21 protein-coding genes are annotated in these 18,805 nt (G+C 68.0%); 12 read left to right on the top strand and 9 right to left on the bottom strand.

All coding sequences use genetic code 11. The annotated features are described in order from the left end of the window. Positions 1-3: 3 nt before the first annotated feature. Both CRJ03_RS09825 and CRJ03_RS09820 read right to left on the bottom strand, forming a co-directional pair. Positions 4-831, bottom strand: a complete 828-nt coding sequence (locus CRJ03_RS09825; protein ID WP_104018698.1) for an HTD2 family dehydratase — start codon at positions 829-831, stop codon at positions 4-6. A 10-nt stretch (positions 832-841) separates the two neighbouring features. Then, entirely contained in the window at positions 842-2,026 is a 1,185-nt protein-coding gene (locus tag CRJ03_RS09820; protein WP_104018697.1) for an acyl-CoA dehydrogenase family protein, read from the bottom strand. Between the two features lie 137 nt (positions 2,027-2,163). Between CRJ03_RS09820 and CRJ03_RS09815 the strand changes: the two genes are divergently transcribed. From CRJ03_RS09815 to CRJ03_RS09800, 4 genes are all read left to right on the top strand, one after another. After that, positions 2,164-3,291 (top strand): CaiB/BaiF CoA transferase family protein, encoded by a 1,128-nt coding sequence (locus CRJ03_RS09815; RefSeq protein WP_104018696.1) that lies wholly within the window; start codon positions 2,164-2,166, stop codon positions 3,289-3,291. Between the two features lie 142 nt (positions 3,292-3,433). After that, complete coding sequence (locus CRJ03_RS09810; protein ID WP_240611632.1) at positions 3,434-4,141, top strand: ABC transporter permease; 708 nt, start codon at positions 3,434-3,436, stop codon at positions 4,139-4,141. Further along, positions 4,134-4,904, top strand: a complete 771-nt coding sequence (locus CRJ03_RS09805) for an ATP-binding cassette domain-containing protein (protein WP_104018695.1) — start codon at positions 4,134-4,136, stop codon at positions 4,902-4,904. The genes CRJ03_RS09810 and CRJ03_RS09805 overlap by 8 nt, the downstream gene beginning before the upstream one ends. A gap of 25 nt (positions 4,905-4,929) precedes the next feature. After that, a complete protein-coding gene (locus CRJ03_RS09800) occupies positions 4,930-5,754 on the top strand; it encodes an ABC transporter substrate-binding protein (protein ID WP_104018694.1) in 825 nt (274 codons plus the stop codon). A gap of 12 nt (positions 5,755-5,766) precedes the next feature. Here the strand turns inward: CRJ03_RS09800 and CRJ03_RS09795 are convergent, their stop codons facing one another. The 3 genes from CRJ03_RS09795 to cmk all read right to left on the bottom strand — a co-directional run bounded on the left by CRJ03_RS09795 (position 5,767) and on the right by cmk (position 7,384). Continuing rightward, positions 5,767-6,195 (bottom strand): pentapeptide repeat-containing protein, encoded by a 429-nt coding sequence (locus tag CRJ03_RS09795; RefSeq protein ID WP_104018693.1) that lies wholly within the window; start codon positions 6,193-6,195, stop codon positions 5,767-5,769. Between the two features lie 70 nt (positions 6,196-6,265). Then, positions 6,266-6,655, bottom strand: coding sequence for a DUF4168 domain-containing protein (locus tag CRJ03_RS09790; RefSeq protein ID WP_104018692.1), 390 nt, complete (start codon positions 6,653-6,655; stop codon positions 6,266-6,268). A gap of 120 nt (positions 6,656-6,775) precedes the next feature. Further along, positions 6,776-7,384: a (d)CMP kinase gene (gene cmk, locus CRJ03_RS09785; RefSeq protein WP_104018691.1), complete on the bottom strand. Its 609-nt coding sequence runs from the start codon at positions 7,382-7,384 to the stop codon at positions 6,776-6,778. A gap of 96 nt (positions 7,385-7,480) precedes the next feature. Between cmk and CRJ03_RS09780 the strand changes: the two genes are divergently transcribed. Next, a complete protein-coding gene (locus CRJ03_RS09780) occupies positions 7,481-7,819 on the top strand; it encodes a DUF952 domain-containing protein (RefSeq protein WP_104018690.1) in 339 nt (112 codons plus the stop codon). Continuing rightward, on the top strand, positions 7,816-8,874 hold the full coding sequence (locus CRJ03_RS09775; protein WP_104018689.1) for a quinone-dependent dihydroorotate dehydrogenase: 1,059 nt from the start codon (positions 7,816-7,818) through the stop codon (positions 8,872-8,874). The genes CRJ03_RS09780 and CRJ03_RS09775 overlap by 4 nt, the downstream gene beginning before the upstream one ends. A gap of 264 nt (positions 8,875-9,138) precedes the next feature. Here CRJ03_RS09775 and CRJ03_RS09770 read toward each other — a convergent pair whose 3' ends face one another. After that, a complete protein-coding gene (locus CRJ03_RS09770; RefSeq protein WP_104018688.1) occupies positions 9,139-9,486 on the bottom strand; it encodes a DUF2794 domain-containing protein in 348 nt (115 codons plus the stop codon). A gap of 58 nt (positions 9,487-9,544) precedes the next feature. Further along, entirely contained in the window at positions 9,545-11,161 is a 1,617-nt protein-coding gene (locus CRJ03_RS09765; protein ID WP_104018687.1) for a Y-family DNA polymerase, read from the bottom strand. A 221-nt stretch (positions 11,162-11,382) separates the two neighbouring features. On the opposite strand from CRJ03_RS09765, the gene CRJ03_RS09760 reads away from it, so the two are divergent. The 3 genes from CRJ03_RS09760 to CRJ03_RS09750 all read left to right on the top strand — a co-directional run bounded on the left by CRJ03_RS09760 (position 11,383) and on the right by CRJ03_RS09750 (position 14,214). Continuing rightward, positions 11,383-12,462, top strand: a complete 1,080-nt coding sequence (locus CRJ03_RS09760; protein ID WP_165375291.1) for a PLP-dependent cysteine synthase family protein — start codon at positions 11,383-11,385, stop codon at positions 12,460-12,462. 103 nt (positions 12,463-12,565) lie between these two features. Next, positions 12,566-13,435: a glutathione-dependent disulfide-bond oxidoreductase gene (gene yghU / locus CRJ03_RS09755; protein ID WP_104018685.1), complete on the top strand. Its 870-nt coding sequence runs from the start codon at positions 12,566-12,568 to the stop codon at positions 13,433-13,435. A gap of 59 nt (positions 13,436-13,494) precedes the next feature. After that, complete coding sequence (locus CRJ03_RS09750; protein ID WP_104018684.1) at positions 13,495-14,214, top strand: NYN domain-containing protein; 720 nt, start codon at positions 13,495-13,497, stop codon at positions 14,212-14,214. A gap of 258 nt (positions 14,215-14,472) precedes the next feature. On the opposite strand, the gene CRJ03_RS09745 is transcribed toward CRJ03_RS09750, so the two are convergent. Continuing rightward, a complete protein-coding gene (locus CRJ03_RS09745; protein WP_104018683.1) occupies positions 14,473-15,552 on the bottom strand; it encodes a CaiB/BaiF CoA transferase family protein in 1,080 nt (359 codons plus the stop codon). Positions 15,553-15,653: 101 nt separating this feature from the next. On the opposite strand from CRJ03_RS09745, the gene CRJ03_RS09740 reads away from it, so the two are divergent. After that, on the top strand, positions 15,654-16,175 hold the full coding sequence (locus CRJ03_RS09740) for an SRPBCC family protein (RefSeq protein ID WP_104018682.1): 522 nt from the start codon (positions 15,654-15,656) through the stop codon (positions 16,173-16,175). A 15-nt stretch (positions 16,176-16,190) separates the two neighbouring features. Here the strand turns inward: CRJ03_RS09740 and CRJ03_RS09735 are convergent, their stop codons facing one another. After that, the gene (locus CRJ03_RS09735) at positions 16,191-16,916 is read right to left on the bottom strand and encodes an SGNH/GDSL hydrolase family protein (protein ID WP_104018681.1); all 726 of its coding nucleotides are present in this window, start codon (positions 16,914-16,916) and stop codon (positions 16,191-16,193) included. Between the two features lie 199 nt (positions 16,917-17,115). On the opposite strand from CRJ03_RS09735, the gene CRJ03_RS09730 reads away from it, so the two are divergent. Beyond that, positions 17,116-18,045: an ABC transporter ATP-binding protein gene (locus CRJ03_RS09730; RefSeq protein WP_104018680.1), complete on the top strand. Its 930-nt coding sequence runs from the start codon at positions 17,116-17,118 to the stop codon at positions 18,043-18,045. Next, complete coding sequence (locus tag CRJ03_RS09725) at positions 18,042-18,803, top strand: ABC transporter permease (RefSeq protein WP_104018679.1); 762 nt, start codon at positions 18,042-18,044, stop codon at positions 18,801-18,803. The genes CRJ03_RS09730 and CRJ03_RS09725 overlap by 4 nt, the downstream gene beginning before the upstream one ends. The last annotated feature ends 2 nt before the right edge of the window (positions 18,804-18,805 follow it).

The following is an 18,805-nucleotide window of genomic DNA, read 5'->3' as shown; positions in this document are numbered from 1 at the left end:
ATGTCAATCCACCAGATGCGCCCGCGCCTCCATCGTCGCCACCCCGTCCGCCGCGCGCCGCACGCGCAGGTCCAGCCCGCCCGCTGTCTCGCGCGCCTCGATGGCCACCGCCGCGCCGCAGATGAGCGGGCTGAGACCGCGATAGGAAAAGCGGCGAACCGTGCGGTTGGCTACGTGAACCGCGAGGTTCATCATCCAAACCGCCTGCATCGGCCCGTGCACCACGAGCCCCTCGTAGCCCTCGACCTGCGTGGCATAGGGGTGATCGTAATGGATGCGGTGGCCGTTGAAGGTGAGTGCCGAGAACCGAAACAGCAGCGTCGGGTCGGGCGTGAGGTGCCACGTCTCGGACCCCGGCCAATCCTCTGCGGGCGCAGGCACGCGCGCCTGCCCCGGCTTCGGATCCTCGCGATAGACGATGTCCTGCCGCTCGGTGATGCGCGGCGCGCCCTCGACGCTGTAGACATGGCGCTGCGTGACGAAACCGAGCGGCCCGCTGCGCCCCTGCTTGAAGGCCACGTCCTCGATCACTGTCTCGCGCGTCACCACATCTTCCGCTTGAAAAGGCGCGTGAAATTCCAGCTCCCCTCCCGCCCACATCCGGCGCGGGAGCGGCAGGGCGGGCAGGAAGAGGCCGGTCTTCGGGTGGCAGTCGCGGCCCAGCTTGTCCGGCTCAACCGCGTCCGGCACGAGGCACCAGTGCAGCCCGACCGGCACCTCCGCCTCGGCCAGATAGCCCGCCAGAGTGGCGCGGTACTGCGCGATCAGCCGTTCAGAAACGGGCTCTGACCGCGTATACCCCCAGCCGATCCAGTCGGAATAGTCGTCCATGGCACGCCCCTCAGTTGCCCCGCCCGGGCCCGTAGGACTTGGGCAGGCCGAGCACCCGCTCGGCAATGTGGCACAGGATCAGGTTGGTCGAAATCGGCGCGATCTGGTAGAGCCGCGCCTCGCGGAACTTGCGCTCGACATCGTATTCCTCGGCGAAGGCAAAGCCGCCATGGGTCTGCATGCAAGCCTCGGCAGCTTCCCAGCTTGCCTCGGACGCGAGCAGCTTGGCGGTGTTGGCCTCAACCCCCGGGTTCTCGCCCGCGTCATACATGGCCGCCGCGCGGTAGACGATCGCCTCGGCGGCCATCATGTGCGCCTGCGCGCGCGCCAGCGGGAACTGAACCCCCTGGTTGGCGCCGATGGGCTCTCCGAACACCTCGCGCGCGCTTGCATAGTCCGCCCCGGTCTTGAGGAACCATTTCGCGTCCCCGATGCACTCGGCGGCGATCAGGATGCGCTCGGCATTCATGCCCGAGAGGATGTAGCGAAAGCCCTTCCCTTCCTTGCCGATGAGGCTGTCCGCGGGGATGCGCAAATTGTCAAAGAACACCTCGGTTGTGGCGTGGTTGATCATCGTGCGGATGGGGCGGATTTCCACGCCGTTGCCCACCTTGCCCCGCAGATCGACGAGGAACACCGACAGCCCATCAGTGCGCGAGGCCGCCTCGTCACGCGGGGTGGTACGGGCCAGAAGGATCATGAGATCGGAATGTTCCACCCGCGAGGTCCATATCTTCTGGCCATTGATGACATAGTCATCGCCCTCGCGCCGGGCCGTGGTCTTCAATGCCAGCGTGTCCGTGCCGCTCGTCGGCTCGGTCACGCCAAACGCCTGAAGCCGCAGCGAGCCGTCAGCGATGCCGGGCAGATATGCCGCCTTTTGCGCCTGTGATCCGTGGCGCAGGAGCGTGCCCATCGTGTACATCTGCGCGTGGCAGGCGGCGGCGTTGCAACCCTGCCGGTGAATCTCTTCGAGGATCACCGCGGCGGCGGTGAGCGGCAGGTTCGAGCCGCCGTATTCCTCGGGGATCATCGCGGCGAGATAGCCCTCGCGGATGAGTGCCGCGACGAATTCGGTCGGGTAGGCGCGCCGCGCATCGAGATCGCGCCAATAGGCGCCGGGAAACCCCGCGCAGACCCGCGCCACGCCGTCGCGGATATCGGCATGCGCAGCGGTGGGATCGAATGTGGTCATGGTGTGTGCCCCCGTCTTTTCCGGCTGATACCTCGCAGGTTTTGCATCCGAGGGGAATATCGGGCCCGCGCGAAACCGGGCTTTCCTCTGCCGCCACGACCCGGCATTGTCTGGTCCGCAATCAAAGGAGCCTACCCATGCCTGCCGATCTCTCTGGTCTTCTCGTTGTTTCGGTCGAACAGGCGGTGGCCGCGCCCTATTGCTCGGGGCGGCTGGCCGAGGCGGGGGCGCGGGTCATCAAGGTGGAGCGGCCCGAGGGCGATTTCGCACGCGGTTATGACAGCCACGTGCATGGCGAGAGCGCCTATTTCGTCTGGCTCAACCGGGGCAAGGAATCGGCCTGCCTCGACCTGCGGCAAGACACCGATCGCGCGCTGATGGAGCGGATGCTGGCGCGCGCGGATGTGTTCATCCAGAACCTTGCGCCGGGGGCCATCGACCGGCTGGGATTTGCCCCCGACCGGCTTCGCGCCGACAATCCGCGACTCATCACCGTTTCGATCTCGGGTTATGGCGAGGAGGGGCCGCTGGCCGATCTCAAGGCCTATGACCTGCTGGTGCAGGCCGAATCGGGGCTGTCGTCGATCACCGGCAACGCGGCGGGGCCTGCGCGCACCGGCGTGTCGGTCTGCGATATCGCGGCGGGAATGACGGCCTATCAGGCGATCCTCGAGGCGCTGATCGGGCGCGCCGCCACCGGCACGGGGCGGCATGTCGCGGTGTCGCTGTTTCACGCGCTCGCCGACTGGATGAACGTGCCGTATCTGCAATACGCCTATGGCGGCAAGGTGCCGGCGCGCGCGGGCCTCAACCACCCGACCATCGCGCCCTATGGTGTCTACGAGGGGGCGGACGGCAAATCGCTGCTGATCTCGATCCAGAACGAGCGCGAATGGGCCGCGTTTTGCGAGGTGATCCTCGGGGATGCGGCGCTTGCCCGCGACCCGCGATTCGACAGCAATTCCGCGCGCGTCGCCAACCGCCCGGCGCTCGACGCGATCCTGCGGCCGGTGTTTGCCGCCGTGGCACGCGACGAGATGGCCGAGCGGCTGCGCGCGGCGCGAATCGCCTATGGGCGGGTGAGCGACATGGAAGACCTCGTCGCCCACCCGCAGAACCGCCACGTCACCGTCGAGACGCCCTCGGGGCCGGTGCGAATGCTGGCCCCCGGCGCATTGGTGGACGGCGCGCCACGCACGCCCGGACCGGTGCCCGGGCTCGGGGCGCATACGGGCGCCGTGCGCGCGGAGTTTTCAGGTGAGTGACGCGGGCGGGCGGATCGCGGCGGCGCTGTCGGAGATCGGGGCGCGCGATGGGCTCGATATTGGCTGAGCGCGGTCCGCGAGATTCGGGCTGGCGCGTTATGTGTTTTTGTGCTTTTTTTCCCGGTAAGGGGAGAAAACGCGCGTGTTCAGCTTTGGCGACATCATGGCGGAGGCACTCGGCCTGATCCTGACATGGGATCGGGACCTGAGCGAAATCGTGCTGTTGTCGCTGCGCGTGACGCTCACGGCCGTGGCCATCTCGTGCCTGATCGGCCTGCCGCTGGGCGCGGTCGTGGGGGCGTTCCGCTTTCGCGGGCGGGGCACGGTGACGGTGTTGCTCAACGCGCTGATGGGGCTGCCGCCGGTGGTGGTGGGGCTGTTTGTCTACCTGATGCTGTCGAACGCGGGGCCCTTGGGCATCCTCGGGCTGCTCTATACCCCCACGGCGATGATCATTGCGCAGACGATCCTCGTCACGCCCATCGTGGCGGCGCTGACGAAACAGGTGGTGGAGGATCTGCACGGCGAATATGCCGAGCAATTCGCCTCGTTCGGCCTGACGGCACGGACGCGGGTCACCGCTCTTTTGTGGGATGCGCGCTATAGCCTGTTGACCGTGGCGCTCGCCGGTTTCGGCCGCGCGGTGGCCGAGGTGGGGGCGGTGCTGATCGTGGGTGGCAATATCAACCACGTGACGCGGGTGATGACCACGACCATCGCTTTGGAGACTTCCAAGGGGAACCTGGAACTGGCGCTGGCGCTGGGCGTGCTGCTGCTGGGGCTGGCGGTGATCGTCAATGCCGGGGTGATGGCGCTGCGCGCCTCGGCGGTGCGGGCAGCCTATGCGTGACACGGTGATGGATATCCTCGCCGAGAGCGCCGTTGCCGCGCAACCGCTGCTGGCGGCGCGCGGCTTGAGTTTCTCGGCGGGCGGGCAGACCCTCATCCACGGCATAGACCTCGGGATAGAGCCGGGCAAGCGCACCCTCGTGATGGGGGCCAATGGCAGCGGCAAGAGCCTGCTTCTGCGGCTGCTGCACGGGTTGCTCACGCCGTCATCGGGGCAGGTGCTGTGGCGCGGTCATGCGCCCGACCGCGGCGCGCGGCGGGCGCAGGCGATGGTGTTTCAGCGTCCCGTGATGCTGCGCCGGTCGGTGCTGGCCAATCTGAATTTCGCGCTCAAGGTCCACGGGATGGCGGGCCGCGCCCGCGCGGAGCGCGCGCAGGAAGCGCTGGACATGGCGCGGCTCTCCGACCTGGCAGGCCAACCCGCGCGCGTGCTGTCGGGCGGCGAGCAACAGCGCCTCGCCGTGGCGCGCGCGCTGGTGTGCGAGCCGGACCTGCTGTTCCTCGATGAGCCCACCAGCAGCCTCGACCCCGCCTCGACGCAGATGATCGAGGAACTGGTGAATGCAGCCCATGCACGCGGGGTGACCATCGTCATGGTTACCCATGACCTCGGGCAGGCGCGGCGCATGGGTGACGAGGTGATCTTTCTCGATGCCGGGCGCGTCGCGGAGCGCGGCACGCTCGATCAGGTTCTGGGCGCGCCGCGCTCTGAGGCCGCCCGCGCCTGGACGCAGGGGCGGCTCTATACCGGAACATCCCACTGAACCCCGACCCGACACGGAGCGTGCAATGTTCAGACGTTTCCTTCTTTCGCTTGCGCTCGGCGCGACACTGGCCCTCGGGACCGGCGCGGCGCTGGCACAGGACGCGTTCATCGTGGTGCAATCGACCACCTCGACGCAGAATTCGGGCCTGTTCGACCACATCCTGCCGATGTTTGAGGACAAGACAGGCATCGACGTGCGGGTGGTGGCCGTGGGCACCGGGCAGGCAATCAAGAACGCCGCCAATGGGGATGGCGACGTGCTCTTCGTTCATGCCAAGCCGGCGGAAGAGAAATTCGTGGCCGAGGGGCACGGCGTGACGCGGTTCGACGTGATGTACAATGATTTCGTCATCGTCGGCCCGCCGGATGATCCTGCCGGTGTGGCGGGGACGCGCGACGTGGTCGCGGCGCTGACGAAGATCGCCGGGACGCAAGCCCCCTTTGCCTCGCGCGGGGATGACAGCGGCACCAACAAGGCCGAGTTGCGCCTGTGGAAGGGGGCCGGGATCGACGTGCAGGCCGCCTCGGGCGGCTGGTATCGCGAGACGGGATCAGGCATGGGCGCGACGCTCAACACCGGCACCGCGATGGGCGCCTATATCATGACCGACCGCGCCACATGGATCGCCTTTGGCAACAAGGGGAACTACGGCATCGTCGTGGAAGGGGATCCGAAGATGTTCAACCAATACGGCATCATCCTCGTGAACCCGGAAAAGCACCCAAGCGTCAAGGCCGGGGCCGGTCAGGCATTCATCGACTGGGTACTCTCGGACGAGGGGCAGGCCGCGATCGCGGGCTACGAAGTGGACGGCCAGCAGCTCTTTTTCCCGAACGCAGGGGGCTGAGCCGCAGGATCGTCAGTCGCAGCCGTCGCGCGACAGGGTGCCGTCCGGCATGACCGTGTTGCACAGGATTGCCCCCTCGAAGCGCGCGCCCGTCACGTCGGCCCCTTTCAGCCGCGCGCCGGAGAGATCGGCGCCTCGGAAATCCGCGTCGCGCAGCGAGGCGTCCGTCAGCGTCGCCGCCTTGAGCGATGCCTCGCGGAAATCCGCCCGGTCCATGCGCGCCTCGTCGAGCAGGGCGAGAAAGAGGTCGGCAGCGGAAAAATCGCTTTCCTCCATGTTCGCCCCCGTCAGGTCCGCTCCGACAAGCGCCTCCCCGGTGAGGCTTGCCTCGCGCAGGTCGCAGCCCGGGCAGGAGCCATCCCGCTCCAATGCGTCCGTGTCGGACGCGGCGGGCGAGGCAAGGGCGAGAAGCCCCGCGAGAATGACAAAGTGATACGTCATCGGCTGTCCTTTGGAATGCGACGCGATAGCGTCGGGCCGGGGCGCCCGGATGCAACCCCGGCCCTGCCGGTCACTGGTTCTGGTCATTCATGGCCTGAACGCGCTTGATGATCCGCTGGTTCAGCGTCTGATCATTGTTGGCGGCCACAGCGATCTCTGTGTAGCGGTCAAGGGTGAGGCCCTCGGTATCCTCGATCACTTGCATGATCTCGGTATTGGCCTCTTCGACGATGGCGGCCTGCTGCTCCTCGGTCTCGGCGCTTTGCACGAGTGTGCTGTATTTCTGGCGCACGTCAGCCACCCCGAGCAGGGCCTCGGTAAAGATATCAAGCTCTTCGGCGGAATAGCTCGCGTCCTGCTGTGCGGCGGCGGTCTGGGTGGTGACGACTGTCACCGGCGCGGCAGCGAACGCCAGCGCGATGGCCGTCGTCGTTGCCTTGAATATCGTTCGGGTGGGCATAGGGCCTCCTCTGGTCTAAGGTGTCTGCGCCGCGGGCACCTGGCCGCGACCGCTCGATCAACCTAAGAGCCGTGCCGCTGCGCGCAAACGGCTGAGCGGTTTCTTGCCCAGATGGAGCGCTCAGCCCCGCGCGGCGTCCACCGCCGCCACCGCCGCGGCCACCGCCTCTTCAATTGACATTTCCGAGGTGTCGAGCATCAGCGCATCCTCGGCTGGTTTCAGCGGGGCGGCCGCGCGGGCACTGTCGCGGGCGTCGCGCTGGCGCAGGTCGTCCATCACCTCTTCCAGCGTCACCGCGTGGCCGCTTTCGCACATCTCCTTGTGTCGCCTGCGCGCGCGCTCGGTATCGCTGGCGGTGACAAAGAGCTTCACCTCCGCCTCGGGGCAGATCACCGTGCCGATATCGCGACCATCGAGCACCGCGCCGCCCGCGCGCCGCGCAAACGCGCGCTGGAAATCGAGGAGCGCCTGCCGCACCTCGGGGATGGCGGCCACGCGGCTCGCGGCCTGGCTTACCTCGGGGGTGCGCAGGTCGTCGGCATCGAGATCCTCGGCGCGCAGCGTCTGCGCCGCCTCCACCGGCGCGAGCCCGTCGAGCGTGCGCCGCCCGGTCGCGCGGTAAAGCAGCCCGGTATCGAGATGGGCAAAGCCGAAATGGTGGCTGAGCGCGCGCCCGATGGTGCCCTTGCCCGCCGCTGCCGGCCCGTCGATCGCGATGGTGAACGCCATGAACGTCTCCTTTGGTGGACCATCTTGCTAGCCGATCCCGCACCCTGCCTCAAGCATCGCTTGACGGCGGGCCACGGGCGCGGCATCACCCGATCCATGCTGATCTACAAGATTTTTCGCGCCCCGGAATGGGACGCCCTGCGCGCAAACGGCGAGACGCGCGGCGCGCCGGTCGATCTGGCCGACGGCTACGTGCATTTCTCGACCGCCGAACAGGCGGCAGAGACGGCGGCGAAGCATTTCGCGGGCGAGGACGGGCTGATGCTGCTGGCGGTCGAGGCGGATCGGCTGGGTGACGCCCTGAAATGGGAGCCGTCGCGCGGCGGGGCGCTGTTCCCACATCTCTACCGTGCGTTGCGGCTGGAGGATGTGGCGTGGGCAAGGCCCTTGCCGCTGGTGGCGGGCGCGCACCGCTTCCCCGAGGACGCCGAATGACTGGGTTGGAACGCCTCGGCCTCGGCCTAATGCACCGGCTTGATCCCGAGACGGCGCACGGCCTTGCGCTGCGCGCGCTGCGGCTCGGGCTTGCCCCCGCACCCGGCCCGGTCACCTCGCCACGGCTGCGGGTCGATCTCGCGGGGATGGCGCTGCCCAACCCGGTGGGGCTTGCCGCCGGGTTCGACAAGAACGCCGAGGCGCTGGGGCCGCTATCGCGCGCCGGGTTCGGCTTTGTCGAGGCGGGGGCGGTCACGCCGCGCGCACAGCCGGGCAACCCGCGCCCGCGGCTCTTTCGGCTGGCGGAGGATCGCGGCGTCATCAATCGCTTCGGCTTCAACAATGACGGCATGGAGGCCGCCGCCGCGCGGCTGGCCCGGCGCCCGCAGGGCGCGGTGATCGGCCTGAACCTCGGGGCCAACAAGGACAGCGCCGACCGCGCCGCCGATTTCGCGACGGTGCTGCGCCATTGCGGCGCGCATCTCGATTTCGCCACCGTCAATGTCAGCAGCCCCAATACCGAGCGGCTGCGCGAGTTGCAGGGGGCCGAAGCGCTGGCGGCGCTGCTCGCGGGCGTGATGGCGGCGCGCGACGGGCTACCCCGGCGCATCCCGGTGTTTCTCAAGATCGCGCCGGACCTGAGCGATGCGGAACTGGGCGAGATCGCCGATGTCGCGCGCGAGGCGGGCGTCGCCGGGATCATCGCCACCAACACCACGCTGTCGCGCGAGGGGCTGCGCGGGGCCGCGCGCGGCGAGGCGGGCGGCCTGTCGGGCGCGCCGCTGTTCGAGCGCTCCACACGGGTACTGGCGCGGCTGTCGCAGATCACGGACGGAGACATGCCACTCATTGGCGTGGGCGGGATCGGCTCGGCCGAGGACGCCTATGCCAAGATCCGCGCCGGGGCCACGGCGGTGCAACTCTACTCGGCGCTGGTCTACGAGGGACTGTCGCTGGTGTCGGAGATCGCGCGGGGGCTGGAGGCGCTGCTGGAGCGCGACGGGTTCGCGTCGGTGGCCGAGGCGGTGGGCACGGGGCGGCAGGACTGGCTGTGAGCGGCGGTTGAGGGGATCGGCCTGGAGTGGTCGTTTGGGATTTGGTCCCGGCGCGGAATCAAGGCCGAAGGCCGCCGCGCCATCGCATGTCCGCCCCCCGGACAGGCGATTTGGCTAAGCTAGCGCGCCGATTGCATGTTTTTCGGGAAAGCAGAAATAAAGTGCCCTGAAAAACCGTTGGATCGCCTGCCCGCGGACATACGATGACACGGCTCACTGCAACGACCGCTCAAGGCCAGAACCGCCCCGCTCCCCCTTTGCTCGCTACTCCACCGCGCGGATGAGCTTGCGTTCGAGCACGCGCAGCACGGTGCGCAGGTCGTGCCCGCGCTTCAATATCCGCCCGTCCATGCCGATCACCGAATACTGCCCCTGCCGGTCACGCAGGCGGGGGCGTTTCTCGATACGGTAGAGCGGGTGCTCGGCGGTGCGGCGAAAGACCGAGAACACGGCCACTTCGCGCAGGCAAGAGATACCGTAATCGCGCCACTCGCCCGCCGCCACCATACGCCCGTACAGCGACAGGATCACGCCCAGCTCGTCGCGTCGGAACGCCACCTGCGGCTCGGTCGGTTTCGCGCCCGTGAGCGGGCCGGGGCCTGGCATGTTCATGGCCCCAGAGTTGCGCCAAATGCAGCGCGAATCAAGAGCGATGACACGCCGGGCCGCCTCAGGCGAACCGCCCGTGGCAGAACCACCCCCCCGAGAGCGCCGCACCATGCGCCTGGAAAAGCCAGAGCCGCTCGCCGCGCGTGGTCAGAACCTGCCAGTAATCGCGCAGGCCCGTGCGCCATTCGGGATCGTCGAGCCACCATTCCGGGGCGATCCGCTCGGGGCCGACGGCATGGGCCGTCTCGTGCCGCCGCCCGCGCCAGCGAAACGTCGCGCAGGGCCGTCCGCCCGCCTGTGGCGTGACCGGTTCGGGCCGCCAGAGCATCAGCGGGCGGGGATGTTCGGGCCGCGGCCAGGGCGCGGCGGCGGGCTCGGACCAGGCGGCGGCGAGGGTGAGCGCGGTCTTGGCCGGGATGCGGCTCTCGGCGGGATGGCGGCGGGTGATCGCGTCGAGCCCAACACGCGCGCCCAGCCGGGTGAGCAAGTCCGCGAGCGCGTCACCCCGCGCGGCCGCCTGCCCCTGCCCGCGCATCTGCTCGGGCACGATACGCTCGGTCTGTGGCGCGTCGAGGCGCAGCATGTCGATGCCAAAGCCCGCGTCGATCCGCTCCAGCCGTGGCACCAACAGCGCGAGCATCGCGTCGGCGTCGCGCATGGCGCGCGCCAGCCGCAGGTCCACCGCCTGCACGCCGCCATCGGCACCGCGCACCTCGAGCCGCAGGGCGCGCGCGCCCTCGCCGCGCTCAGCCAGCCGCGCGCAGAGCCGCGCCAGCAGCCGCGCGGCCCCCTCGCGCAGGTCATCCATCAGGCCGATCGGCTCGGGCAGGCTCAGCCGCACCGCCAGCGGCGGCGGCGGGGCGATGGCCGAGAGCGGCTCGGGCACAGCACCCAGCGCCTGGTCGAGCCGCCGCATGAGCACCGGACCGAAGCGCCGCCCCAGCGCCGCACGCGGCTGCCCCGCGAGATCGCCGATCCGCCGTAGCCCCAGCCGACCGAGGTCATCGGCCAGCCCCTCGGGCAGGCGCAGCGCCGCCACCGGCAGGGGGGCCAGCACGGCGTGAAGCTGCCCCGGCGGCGCGAGGATCACCGGGGCGGCGGCGCGCGGCACCGCCCGGCCCTGCCACGGCCCGCGCCGGGCGGCGCGGGCTCGGGTGGCGCGCGCCTCCTGCTCTATGGCGTCGCCCGAGCGGCCCGGTGCCGCCCCCTGCCCCGCGAAGCGCGCCAGCGCCCAGGCCGCGCCGGGCGTGTCCGCGATGGCGCAGCGCGCCGAGAGGCCGAGGTCTGTGGCCTCGTCCACAACCGCAGCGCCCAGCGCCGCCTCACCGCCGAAAAGATGCGCGCAACCGGTGATGTCGAGCATCAGCCCCGCCGCCCCGTCGCACGCGACCAGCGGCGAGAACCGGTCCGCCCAGCGCGCCAGCGCGCGCAGAAATGCGGCCTCGGCGGCGGGCTCTTGCGGGGTGGTGCGCAGGTCCGGGCAGAGCGCCTGCGCCTCGCGCAGCGGCTGGCCGGGCACCAGTCCCGCCGCTTCGGCCCCGGCAGAGAGCGCGGCCAGCACCTGCCGCGGCCCGTCCTCGGCCACCACGGCAAACGCCCCCGCCGCGCCCGCACGGCGCGTCAGGCGCTCGGCCCCCAGCCGGGGAAACCAGACGGAAAGGATGCGACGGGCGGGCATGGCAGCTAATGTTCGCTATTTGTTCTCAAGGTAGATCGACTGGTCGGCCAAGTCGAGTCTGCTGTCCGGGCCGTCATGCGATACTTTCGTCCCGGAATGCGTGCTATTGCAGGACGCATGTCACGAATTTACGGACCAGACCCCGTGCGCGAAGGACAATCCTTTTCGACCCTCGCGACGCGGCATAGCTTTGCCACCAACACGAAAGAGGGAGACAGATCATGACCGAGACATCCATCCGCACCACCACGGGCCGCGGCCGCCGCTTCGACAGCATTCTGGATACGATCGGCGACACGCCGGTGATCCGCGTCAACAACCTCGGCCCCGATCACGTGACGATCTATGTCAAGGCCGAGGCGTTCAACCCCGCAGCCTCGGTCAAGGACCGGCTGGCGGTCAACATCATCGAGGCCGCCGAACGCGACGGGCGGCTCAAACCCGGGCAGACGGTGGTCGAGGCGACCAGCGGCAATACCGGCATCGGCCTCGCGATGGTCTGCGCGCAGAAGGGCTATCCGCTTGTTGTGACGATGGCCGACAGTTTCTCCATCGAGCGCCGCCGCCTGATGCGGATGCTGGGGGCCAAGGTGGTGCTGACGCCCAAGGCCGAAAAAGGCTTTGGCATGTACAAGAAGGCCGAGGAGCTGGCCGAGGCGAACGGCTGGTTCCTCGCCCACCAGTTCGAGACCAAGGACAATGCCGATATCCACGCCGCCACCACCGCGCGGGAAATCCTCGGCGATTTCGAGGGGGAACGGCTCGATTACGTGGTCACGGGCTATGGCACCGGCGGCACGGTGACGGGGCTGGGCCGGGTGCTGCGCGATACGCGCCCCGAAACAAAGATCGTCCTGTCGGAGCCTGCCAATGCCGCGCTTCTGGGCAGCGGCCAAGCGCAGGAGCGCAACGACAAGGGCGAGCCCGCCGCGAGCCACCCGGCATTCGAGCCGCACCCCATCCAGGGCTGGACCCCGGATTTCATCCCGCTCGTGCTGCAGGAGGCGGTGGACAAGGGCTATTACGACGATCTCATCCCCGTTTCAGGCCCCGACGGGATCAAGGTGGCGCGCGACCTCGCGGCAAAGGAGGGGATTTTCACCGGCGTCTCGGGCGGCGCGACCTTCGCGGTCTCGCTACAGATCGCCGAGACTGCCGCCCCCGGCTCGGTGATCCTGTGCATGTTGCCCGACACCGGAGAGCGCTACATGACCACGCCGCTCTTTGACGGGATCGGCGAGGACATGGACGAGGAGGAGCAGGCGATCTCGGCCTCGACCCCGGGCTATCAACTGGGCTGACGGCCTTTGCACGGCTGCACAGGAACCTGTGCAGTCGCGCCGATTGTGCGCCATTGCGTAAGGATTAGCTTGGCGGCAACGCAATTCGAGAGGACATCATCACATGAGCGACGACAGTTATACCCCGCCCGACGTCTGGAAATGGGAGGGCGCCTCTGGCGGGCAGTTCGCCTCGATCAACCGGCCCATCGCCGGGGCGACCCATGACAAGGAGCTGCCGGTGGGAGAGCACCCTTTCCAGCTCTATTCGCTGGCCACGCCCAACGGCGTCAAGGTGACGGTAATGTTCGAGGAACTGCTCGCTGCCGGGCATGACGCCGAATATGACGCGTGGAAGATCGACATTGGCGAGGGCGAGCAATTCGGCAGCGGCTTTGTCGAGATCAACCCCAATTCCAAGATCCCCGCGCTGGTGGACCGCACCGGGGACGCGCCGCTGCGGGTGTTCGAGAGCGGCTCGATCCTGCTGCACCTGGCCGAGAAATACGGGGCGTTCCTGCCGCAGAGCGGCCCCGCGCGGACCGAGGTGATCAACTGGCTGATGTGGCAGATGGGCAGCGCGCCCTATCTCGGCGGCGGCTTTGGTCATTTCTACGCCTACGCGCCGGAGAAATGGCAATACCCCATCGACCGCTTCGCGATGGAGGCCAAGCGGCAGCTTGACGTGCTGAACCGCGAGCTTGCCGACAAGCCCTTCATCGCCGGAGACGAATTCACCATCGCCGACATGGCGATCTGGCCGTGGTATGGTCAGCTGTGCCTCGGGCGGCTCTACGACGCCGCGACCTTCCTCGACGCGAAGAGCTACAAGAACGTCCTCGCCTGGGCCGAGAAGATCGACGCGCGCCCGGCGGTACAGCGCGGCCGCATGGTCAACCGCAGCTTTGGCGAGCCGCATATGCAACTGCACGAGCGGCATTCGGCAGAGGATTTCGAGACCCGCACACAGGACAAGATCGGCGAGGACGCCTGACGAGAGGCGCTTTCGTCCGCGCGCGGAATGGGGCATGAAGGGGTAAAAGGAGCCGCTTCATGCCCAACCGCGACACACAGCTTCTCGCCGTCCTGATCGACGCCGACAACGTCCCCGCCAAGTATGCCGACGCGATCCTGCGCGAGGTCACGAGCTATGGCGAGCCGGGGCTGCGGCGGGTCTATGGTGACTGGTCGAGCCAGCAGCTTTCGGGCTGGACCAAGACGGCGCAGAACCTCGGCCTCGTCCAGCACCAGCAGACCGCCAACACCAAGGGCAAGAACGCCAGCGATATCGGGCTGGTGATCGACGCGATGGACATCCTGCATGCGGGCCATTTCGACGGCTTCGTGCTGGTTTCTTCGGACAGCGATTTCACCCGGCTGGCCAGCCGCATCCGCGAGCAGGGGCTGACGGTGATCGGCATCGGCGAGGCCAAGGCGCCCGACGCGCTCAAGAACGCGTGCAACCGGTTCGTGGCGATCGAGAACATCTACGAGGACGTGAGCGACGCGCCACGCAGCACCCCCAAGGCCAAGCTCGACAGCCACCACATCGCCGACGCGCGGCGGCTGATCTTTGACGCGATGGAAAAGATCGACAGCGATGACGAATGGTATCCGCTGGGCCGCATCGGCCAGCAGATACAGACCGACAAGCCCGATTTCGACACGCGTACATATGGCAAGAAGAAGCTGAGCGATCTCATCAAGGAACTGAAGGTGTTCGAGACCAAGCCCGGCTCGGGCAACCAGCTTTTGGTGCGGCGGGTGGATTGAGAAGCGAGGCTAGTGGCCTGAAGCGGTCGTTGGGCATTTGGCGATGAGCCGCGCGGCGCCCGACCGCCGGGTGGGCGCGGTTCGGTTTGTGCTATGCGATTTATGGTGCAAGATACTTCAGAAATCACCGCTATTTGTATCGTTGCAAAAGCGCCCGCCCGATGGGGCGGTCGGGCGCTGCGCGGCGGTGCTTTCAGCACCTTGATTCCGCGCATTGGCACCAAGCTGTGAGGGTCCCCTCCAGGCCACCCCCCTCCCTCACATCCCCAGTTCCGCCCGGATCGCCGCGCTGTCCGCACCGCGCAGGGGTGGGTCCGTGACCCGGGACACGCCCCCGTCAAAGCGGGGGGCAGGCGCGGGGGCCAGACTGTCGCCCTCGCCCTGCCACACGCCGCGCGCCGCCATGTGCGAATCGGTTGCCGCCGCGTCCGGGCGCAGCACCGGGGCGACGCAGGCATCGGACCCGGCAAAGAGCCGTGCCCAATACGCCAGCGGGCGGTCAGCAAAGATCGCGGCCAGTGCTTCGGTCTGTGCGGACCATTGCGCGCGGTCCTGCTGCGCGGCAAAGCGCGGATCACCTCCAAGCCCCATCACATCCAGAAACGCCGCGTAGAATTGCGGCTCGAGGCATTGCACCGAGAGCCACCCGCCGCAGGCGCAGGCATAGACGCGGCTCCAGTGCGGGCCGTCCAGCAGGCTCTGCCCCCGCTCCATCGACAGGTTGCCAGAGGGCATCATCGACATCAGCAGCGCCATCATGTGCGCCGAGCCATCGACGATGGCGGCATCCACCACCGTGCCCTGCCCGGTGCGCGCGGCCTGCACCAGCCCCGCCAGAACACCGGCCACGAGGTAAAGCGCGCCGCCGCCCACATCGCCCAGCATGGTGGGCGGCGTCAGGGGCGGGGTGCCAGGGGCGCCCGCGTACCAAAGCGCACCAGAGGTGGCGAGGTAGTTGAGGTCATGCCCTGCCTGCCGGGCGCGCGGCCCGTCTTGCCCCCAGCCGGTCATCCGACCGTAGACAAGGCGCGGGTTGGCGGCGCGCATCTCGTCCGGCCCCAGCCCCAGCCGCTCCATCACGCCTGGGCGATAGCCCTCGACCAGCGCGTCGGCGCGGGCGACCAGCGCACGGGCCACGGCGATGTCGGCCGCATCCTTTAGGTCGAGCACGATAGACCGCTTGCCGCGGTCGAGCAGGTTGCGATCACCCGCTACCGGGCTGCCCGGGCCAGGGCGGTGGATCACCACCACCTCGGCCCCCATCTCGGCCAGCATCATCGCGGCGAAGGGTGCGGGCCCCAGCCCCTCGAACTCGACCACGCGCAGCCCCGTCAGCATCCCTGTCCCCCTCCTTGTCGTGACCCGGACCATAGGACGTCTTTGCCCCGGCGCGCCACCGGGTTACGCTGTGGGCCAGAGGAACAGGAGGAGACGCCGAGATGAAGATGTCCGACAGCCGCGAGATCGCCGCCGACCGCGCGACGGTATGGGCGGCGCTGCTCAGCCCCGAGGTGCTCAAGGAATGCGTGCCCGGCGCGCAGGAGGTGACCGGGACGCCCGAGGACGGGTTCGAGGCGGTGGTGGTGCAGAAGGTCGGCCCGGTGAAGGCCACATTCAAGGGCTCGGTGACGCTGACCGACATGGTCGAGCCCGAGAGCCTCACGCTGAGCGGCGCGGGCAAGGGGGGCACGGCGGGCCATGCCAAGGGCAGCGCCGCCGTGCGGCTCGAGGAGATCGAGGGCGGCACACGGCTGCACTACGATGTCGAGGCCAGCGTCGGCGGCAAGCTCGCGCAGCTTGGCAGCCGGATCGTCGATGGCTTTGCCAAGAAGATGGCCGACCAGTTCTTTGCCCGGTTGGAAGCGGCGGTCGTCCAACCCGAGGAAGCCCCGGATGAGAATACCGCGGAGACCGACGACGAGGCCCCGAAAAAGGGCTGGTTCCGCCGCATGTTGGGATAAGGACGCGGCGCCGCGTCAGTCGGCGCCGCCCGCGCCACGCGAGACCACCGGAGCACCCGATTCGGCGGCGATCAACCGCGCGATGCGGTGGGCGATCGCGCGGCTGCCCTTGAACGAGGGGTGGATGCGGTCCATCGCGTGGTAACTGAGGTCGCCATGCGGGACCATGTCGGCGAGCGACAGGAAATGCACCCCGCCATCCAGCCCGGCAAGCCGCGCAAGCCGCGCGTCGAGCATGTCGCCCTCGTCGGCGCAATGCTCGATCGGAGAGCCGTTGCCGGGCGTGCGCATGTAGCCCACGAGCAGCACCTGTGCCCCGTCGTGCCGCGCACGCGAGGCAAGGCCAGGGATCACGCCGCGCCGCCCGTCCTCGGAAATCATCTGGTCCATCTTGCGCTCGCAGCGGTTGCAGCCGCAGCCGAGCCAGAGATCGTTGCCGCCACCGCCCAGCACGACCCAATCCCAGTCGCCACGGCGATATTGCTTGGCGATGTTGAGGCCAAGGGCACCGGAGATCGGCAGCCGATAGAGAAACCGCGCACCACCCACCGAATTGTCCACGAGATGCGCGTCAAGCGCGGCGCGCAGGCGCGTGCCGACGGAGCCACCTGCCAGCTTGTGCATGGCAAAGAGCGAATCACCCATCATCAGGACGCGTGGCCCGTTCTGGCCGCCGGCATGGGCCAGCCCTGCTTGCGTGACGGACAAAAGGAAGAGGGCGGTCAGAAGTCGGGTGAGCATGGCATTTCCCACAGATCAAATCGGTCCCACCCGATGATGCTTATAGCAAAGACGAGGCGCGCTGTCGCGCATAACCGTCGCACAGATTGTTTCCAGGTTGGAACTGCGCGCCATCGCACAGGGGAGAGGCCGCCCACGCCGCTTGCGGTCGCGCGCCAACCGACTAGGTTGCGAGCAAGTCAGAAGGGGGCAGACGGACATGGCGGCCATCGTCGAGGTCGAGAACCTCAGCAAGACCTACAAGGGCGGCTTCACCGCGCTGCGCGGCGTATCGCTCGCCATCGAGCGGGGCGAAATCCTTGCGCTGCTCGGTCCCAACGGCGCGGGCAAGACCACGCTCATCTCGGCGCTGTGCGGCATCACCACGCCCTCGGGCGGCCAGGCGCGGATCGGCGGGCACGACATCCTGCGCGACTGGCGCAAGGCGCGGCACCTCGTCGGCCTCGTGCCGCAGGAGGTGGCGCTCGAACCGTTCGAGAAGGTCATCAACACGGTGCGGTTCTCGCGCGGGCTGTTCGGCAAGGGACGCGACGATGTGCTGGTCGAGCGCGTGCTACGGCAGCTCTCGCTGTGGGACAAACGGCACGCCCGCACGCGCGAGCTGTCGGGCGGGATGAAGCGCCGGGTGCTGATCGCCAAGGCGCTCTGTCACGAGCCGCAGGTGCTGTTTCTCGACGAGCCGACGGCGGGCGTCGATGTCGAACTGCGCCGCGACATGTGGGAGGTGGTGCGCGGTTTGAAGGAAAGCGGCGTCACCATCATCCTCACCACCCATTACATCGAGGAGGCCGAGGCGATGGCCGACCGCGTCGCCGTCATCAACGGCGGCGAGATCCTTCTGGTCGAGAACAAGGCCGCTCTGATGCGCAGGATGGGGCGCAAGACGCTGCGCATCGACCTCGCCGAGCCGGTGGCGGCGGTGCCCGAGGCGCTTGCGGGCTATGACCTAGAGCGGATCGAGGACGGCGCGGCGCTGCTCTATCATTACGACACGCGCGGCGAGGGCACCGGCATCACGCGGCTGTTGCAGGCACTGGCGCGCGAGGGGCTCGGCTTGCGCGATATCGAGACCCGGCAAAGCAGCCTCGAAGAGATTTTCGTGGACCTCTTGCGGGAGGACGCGGCATGAACCTGCACGCGATCTGGGCGATCTACGTCTACGAGATGAAGCGGTTCTTCCGCACGATATTCGAGAGCCTGCTGTCGCCGGTGATTTCCACCACGCTCTATTTCGTCGTCTTCGGCGCGGCCATCGGAAGCCGTATCGAGCAGGTGGAGGGAGTGAGCTACGGGGCTTTCATCGTGCCGGGCCTCATCATGCTGAGCGTGATGACACAGGCCATTTCCAACGCCTCTTTCGGTATCTACTTTCCGAAATTCATCGGCACGATCTACGAGCTTCTGTCGGCGCCGGTGAATTTCATCGAAATCGTGATCGGCTATGTCGGCGCGGCGGCGACCAAGTCGCTGCTGATCGGCGGGGTGATCCTCGTTACCGCGCGGCTATTCGTGGAGATAAATATTCATCACCCGGTGATGATGCTGGGCTTTCTGGTGATGATCTGCATCTCCTTTGCGCTGTTCGGGTTCATCATCGGCATCTGGTCGGAGAATTTCCAACAGTTGCAGCTCATTCCCCTTCTCGTCATCACGCCGCTGGTGTTCCTGGGCGGGGCGTTCTACTCGGTCTCGATGCTGCCGCCCGCGTGGCAAACGGTGACGCTGTTCAACCCGGTGGTTTATCTCATCTCCGGCTTCCGCTGGTCGTTCTTCGGGGTGGCCGATGTCAGCCCGGGGCTGAGCCTGCTGGCGGTGGCGGTTTTCTTCGCGCTGTGCCTCGGGGCGGTCTGGGCGATCTTTCGCACCGGCTATCGCATCAAGTCCTGAGC

This window comes from Roseovarius nitratireducens, assembly GCF_002925845.1.
GTDB classification, from domain to species: Bacteria; Pseudomonadota; Alphaproteobacteria; order Rhodobacterales; family Rhodobacteraceae; genus Roseovarius; species Roseovarius nitratireducens.
Note: the sequence above shows the minus strand (reverse complement) of the source record. Positions and strands in the feature narration are given on the sequence as shown.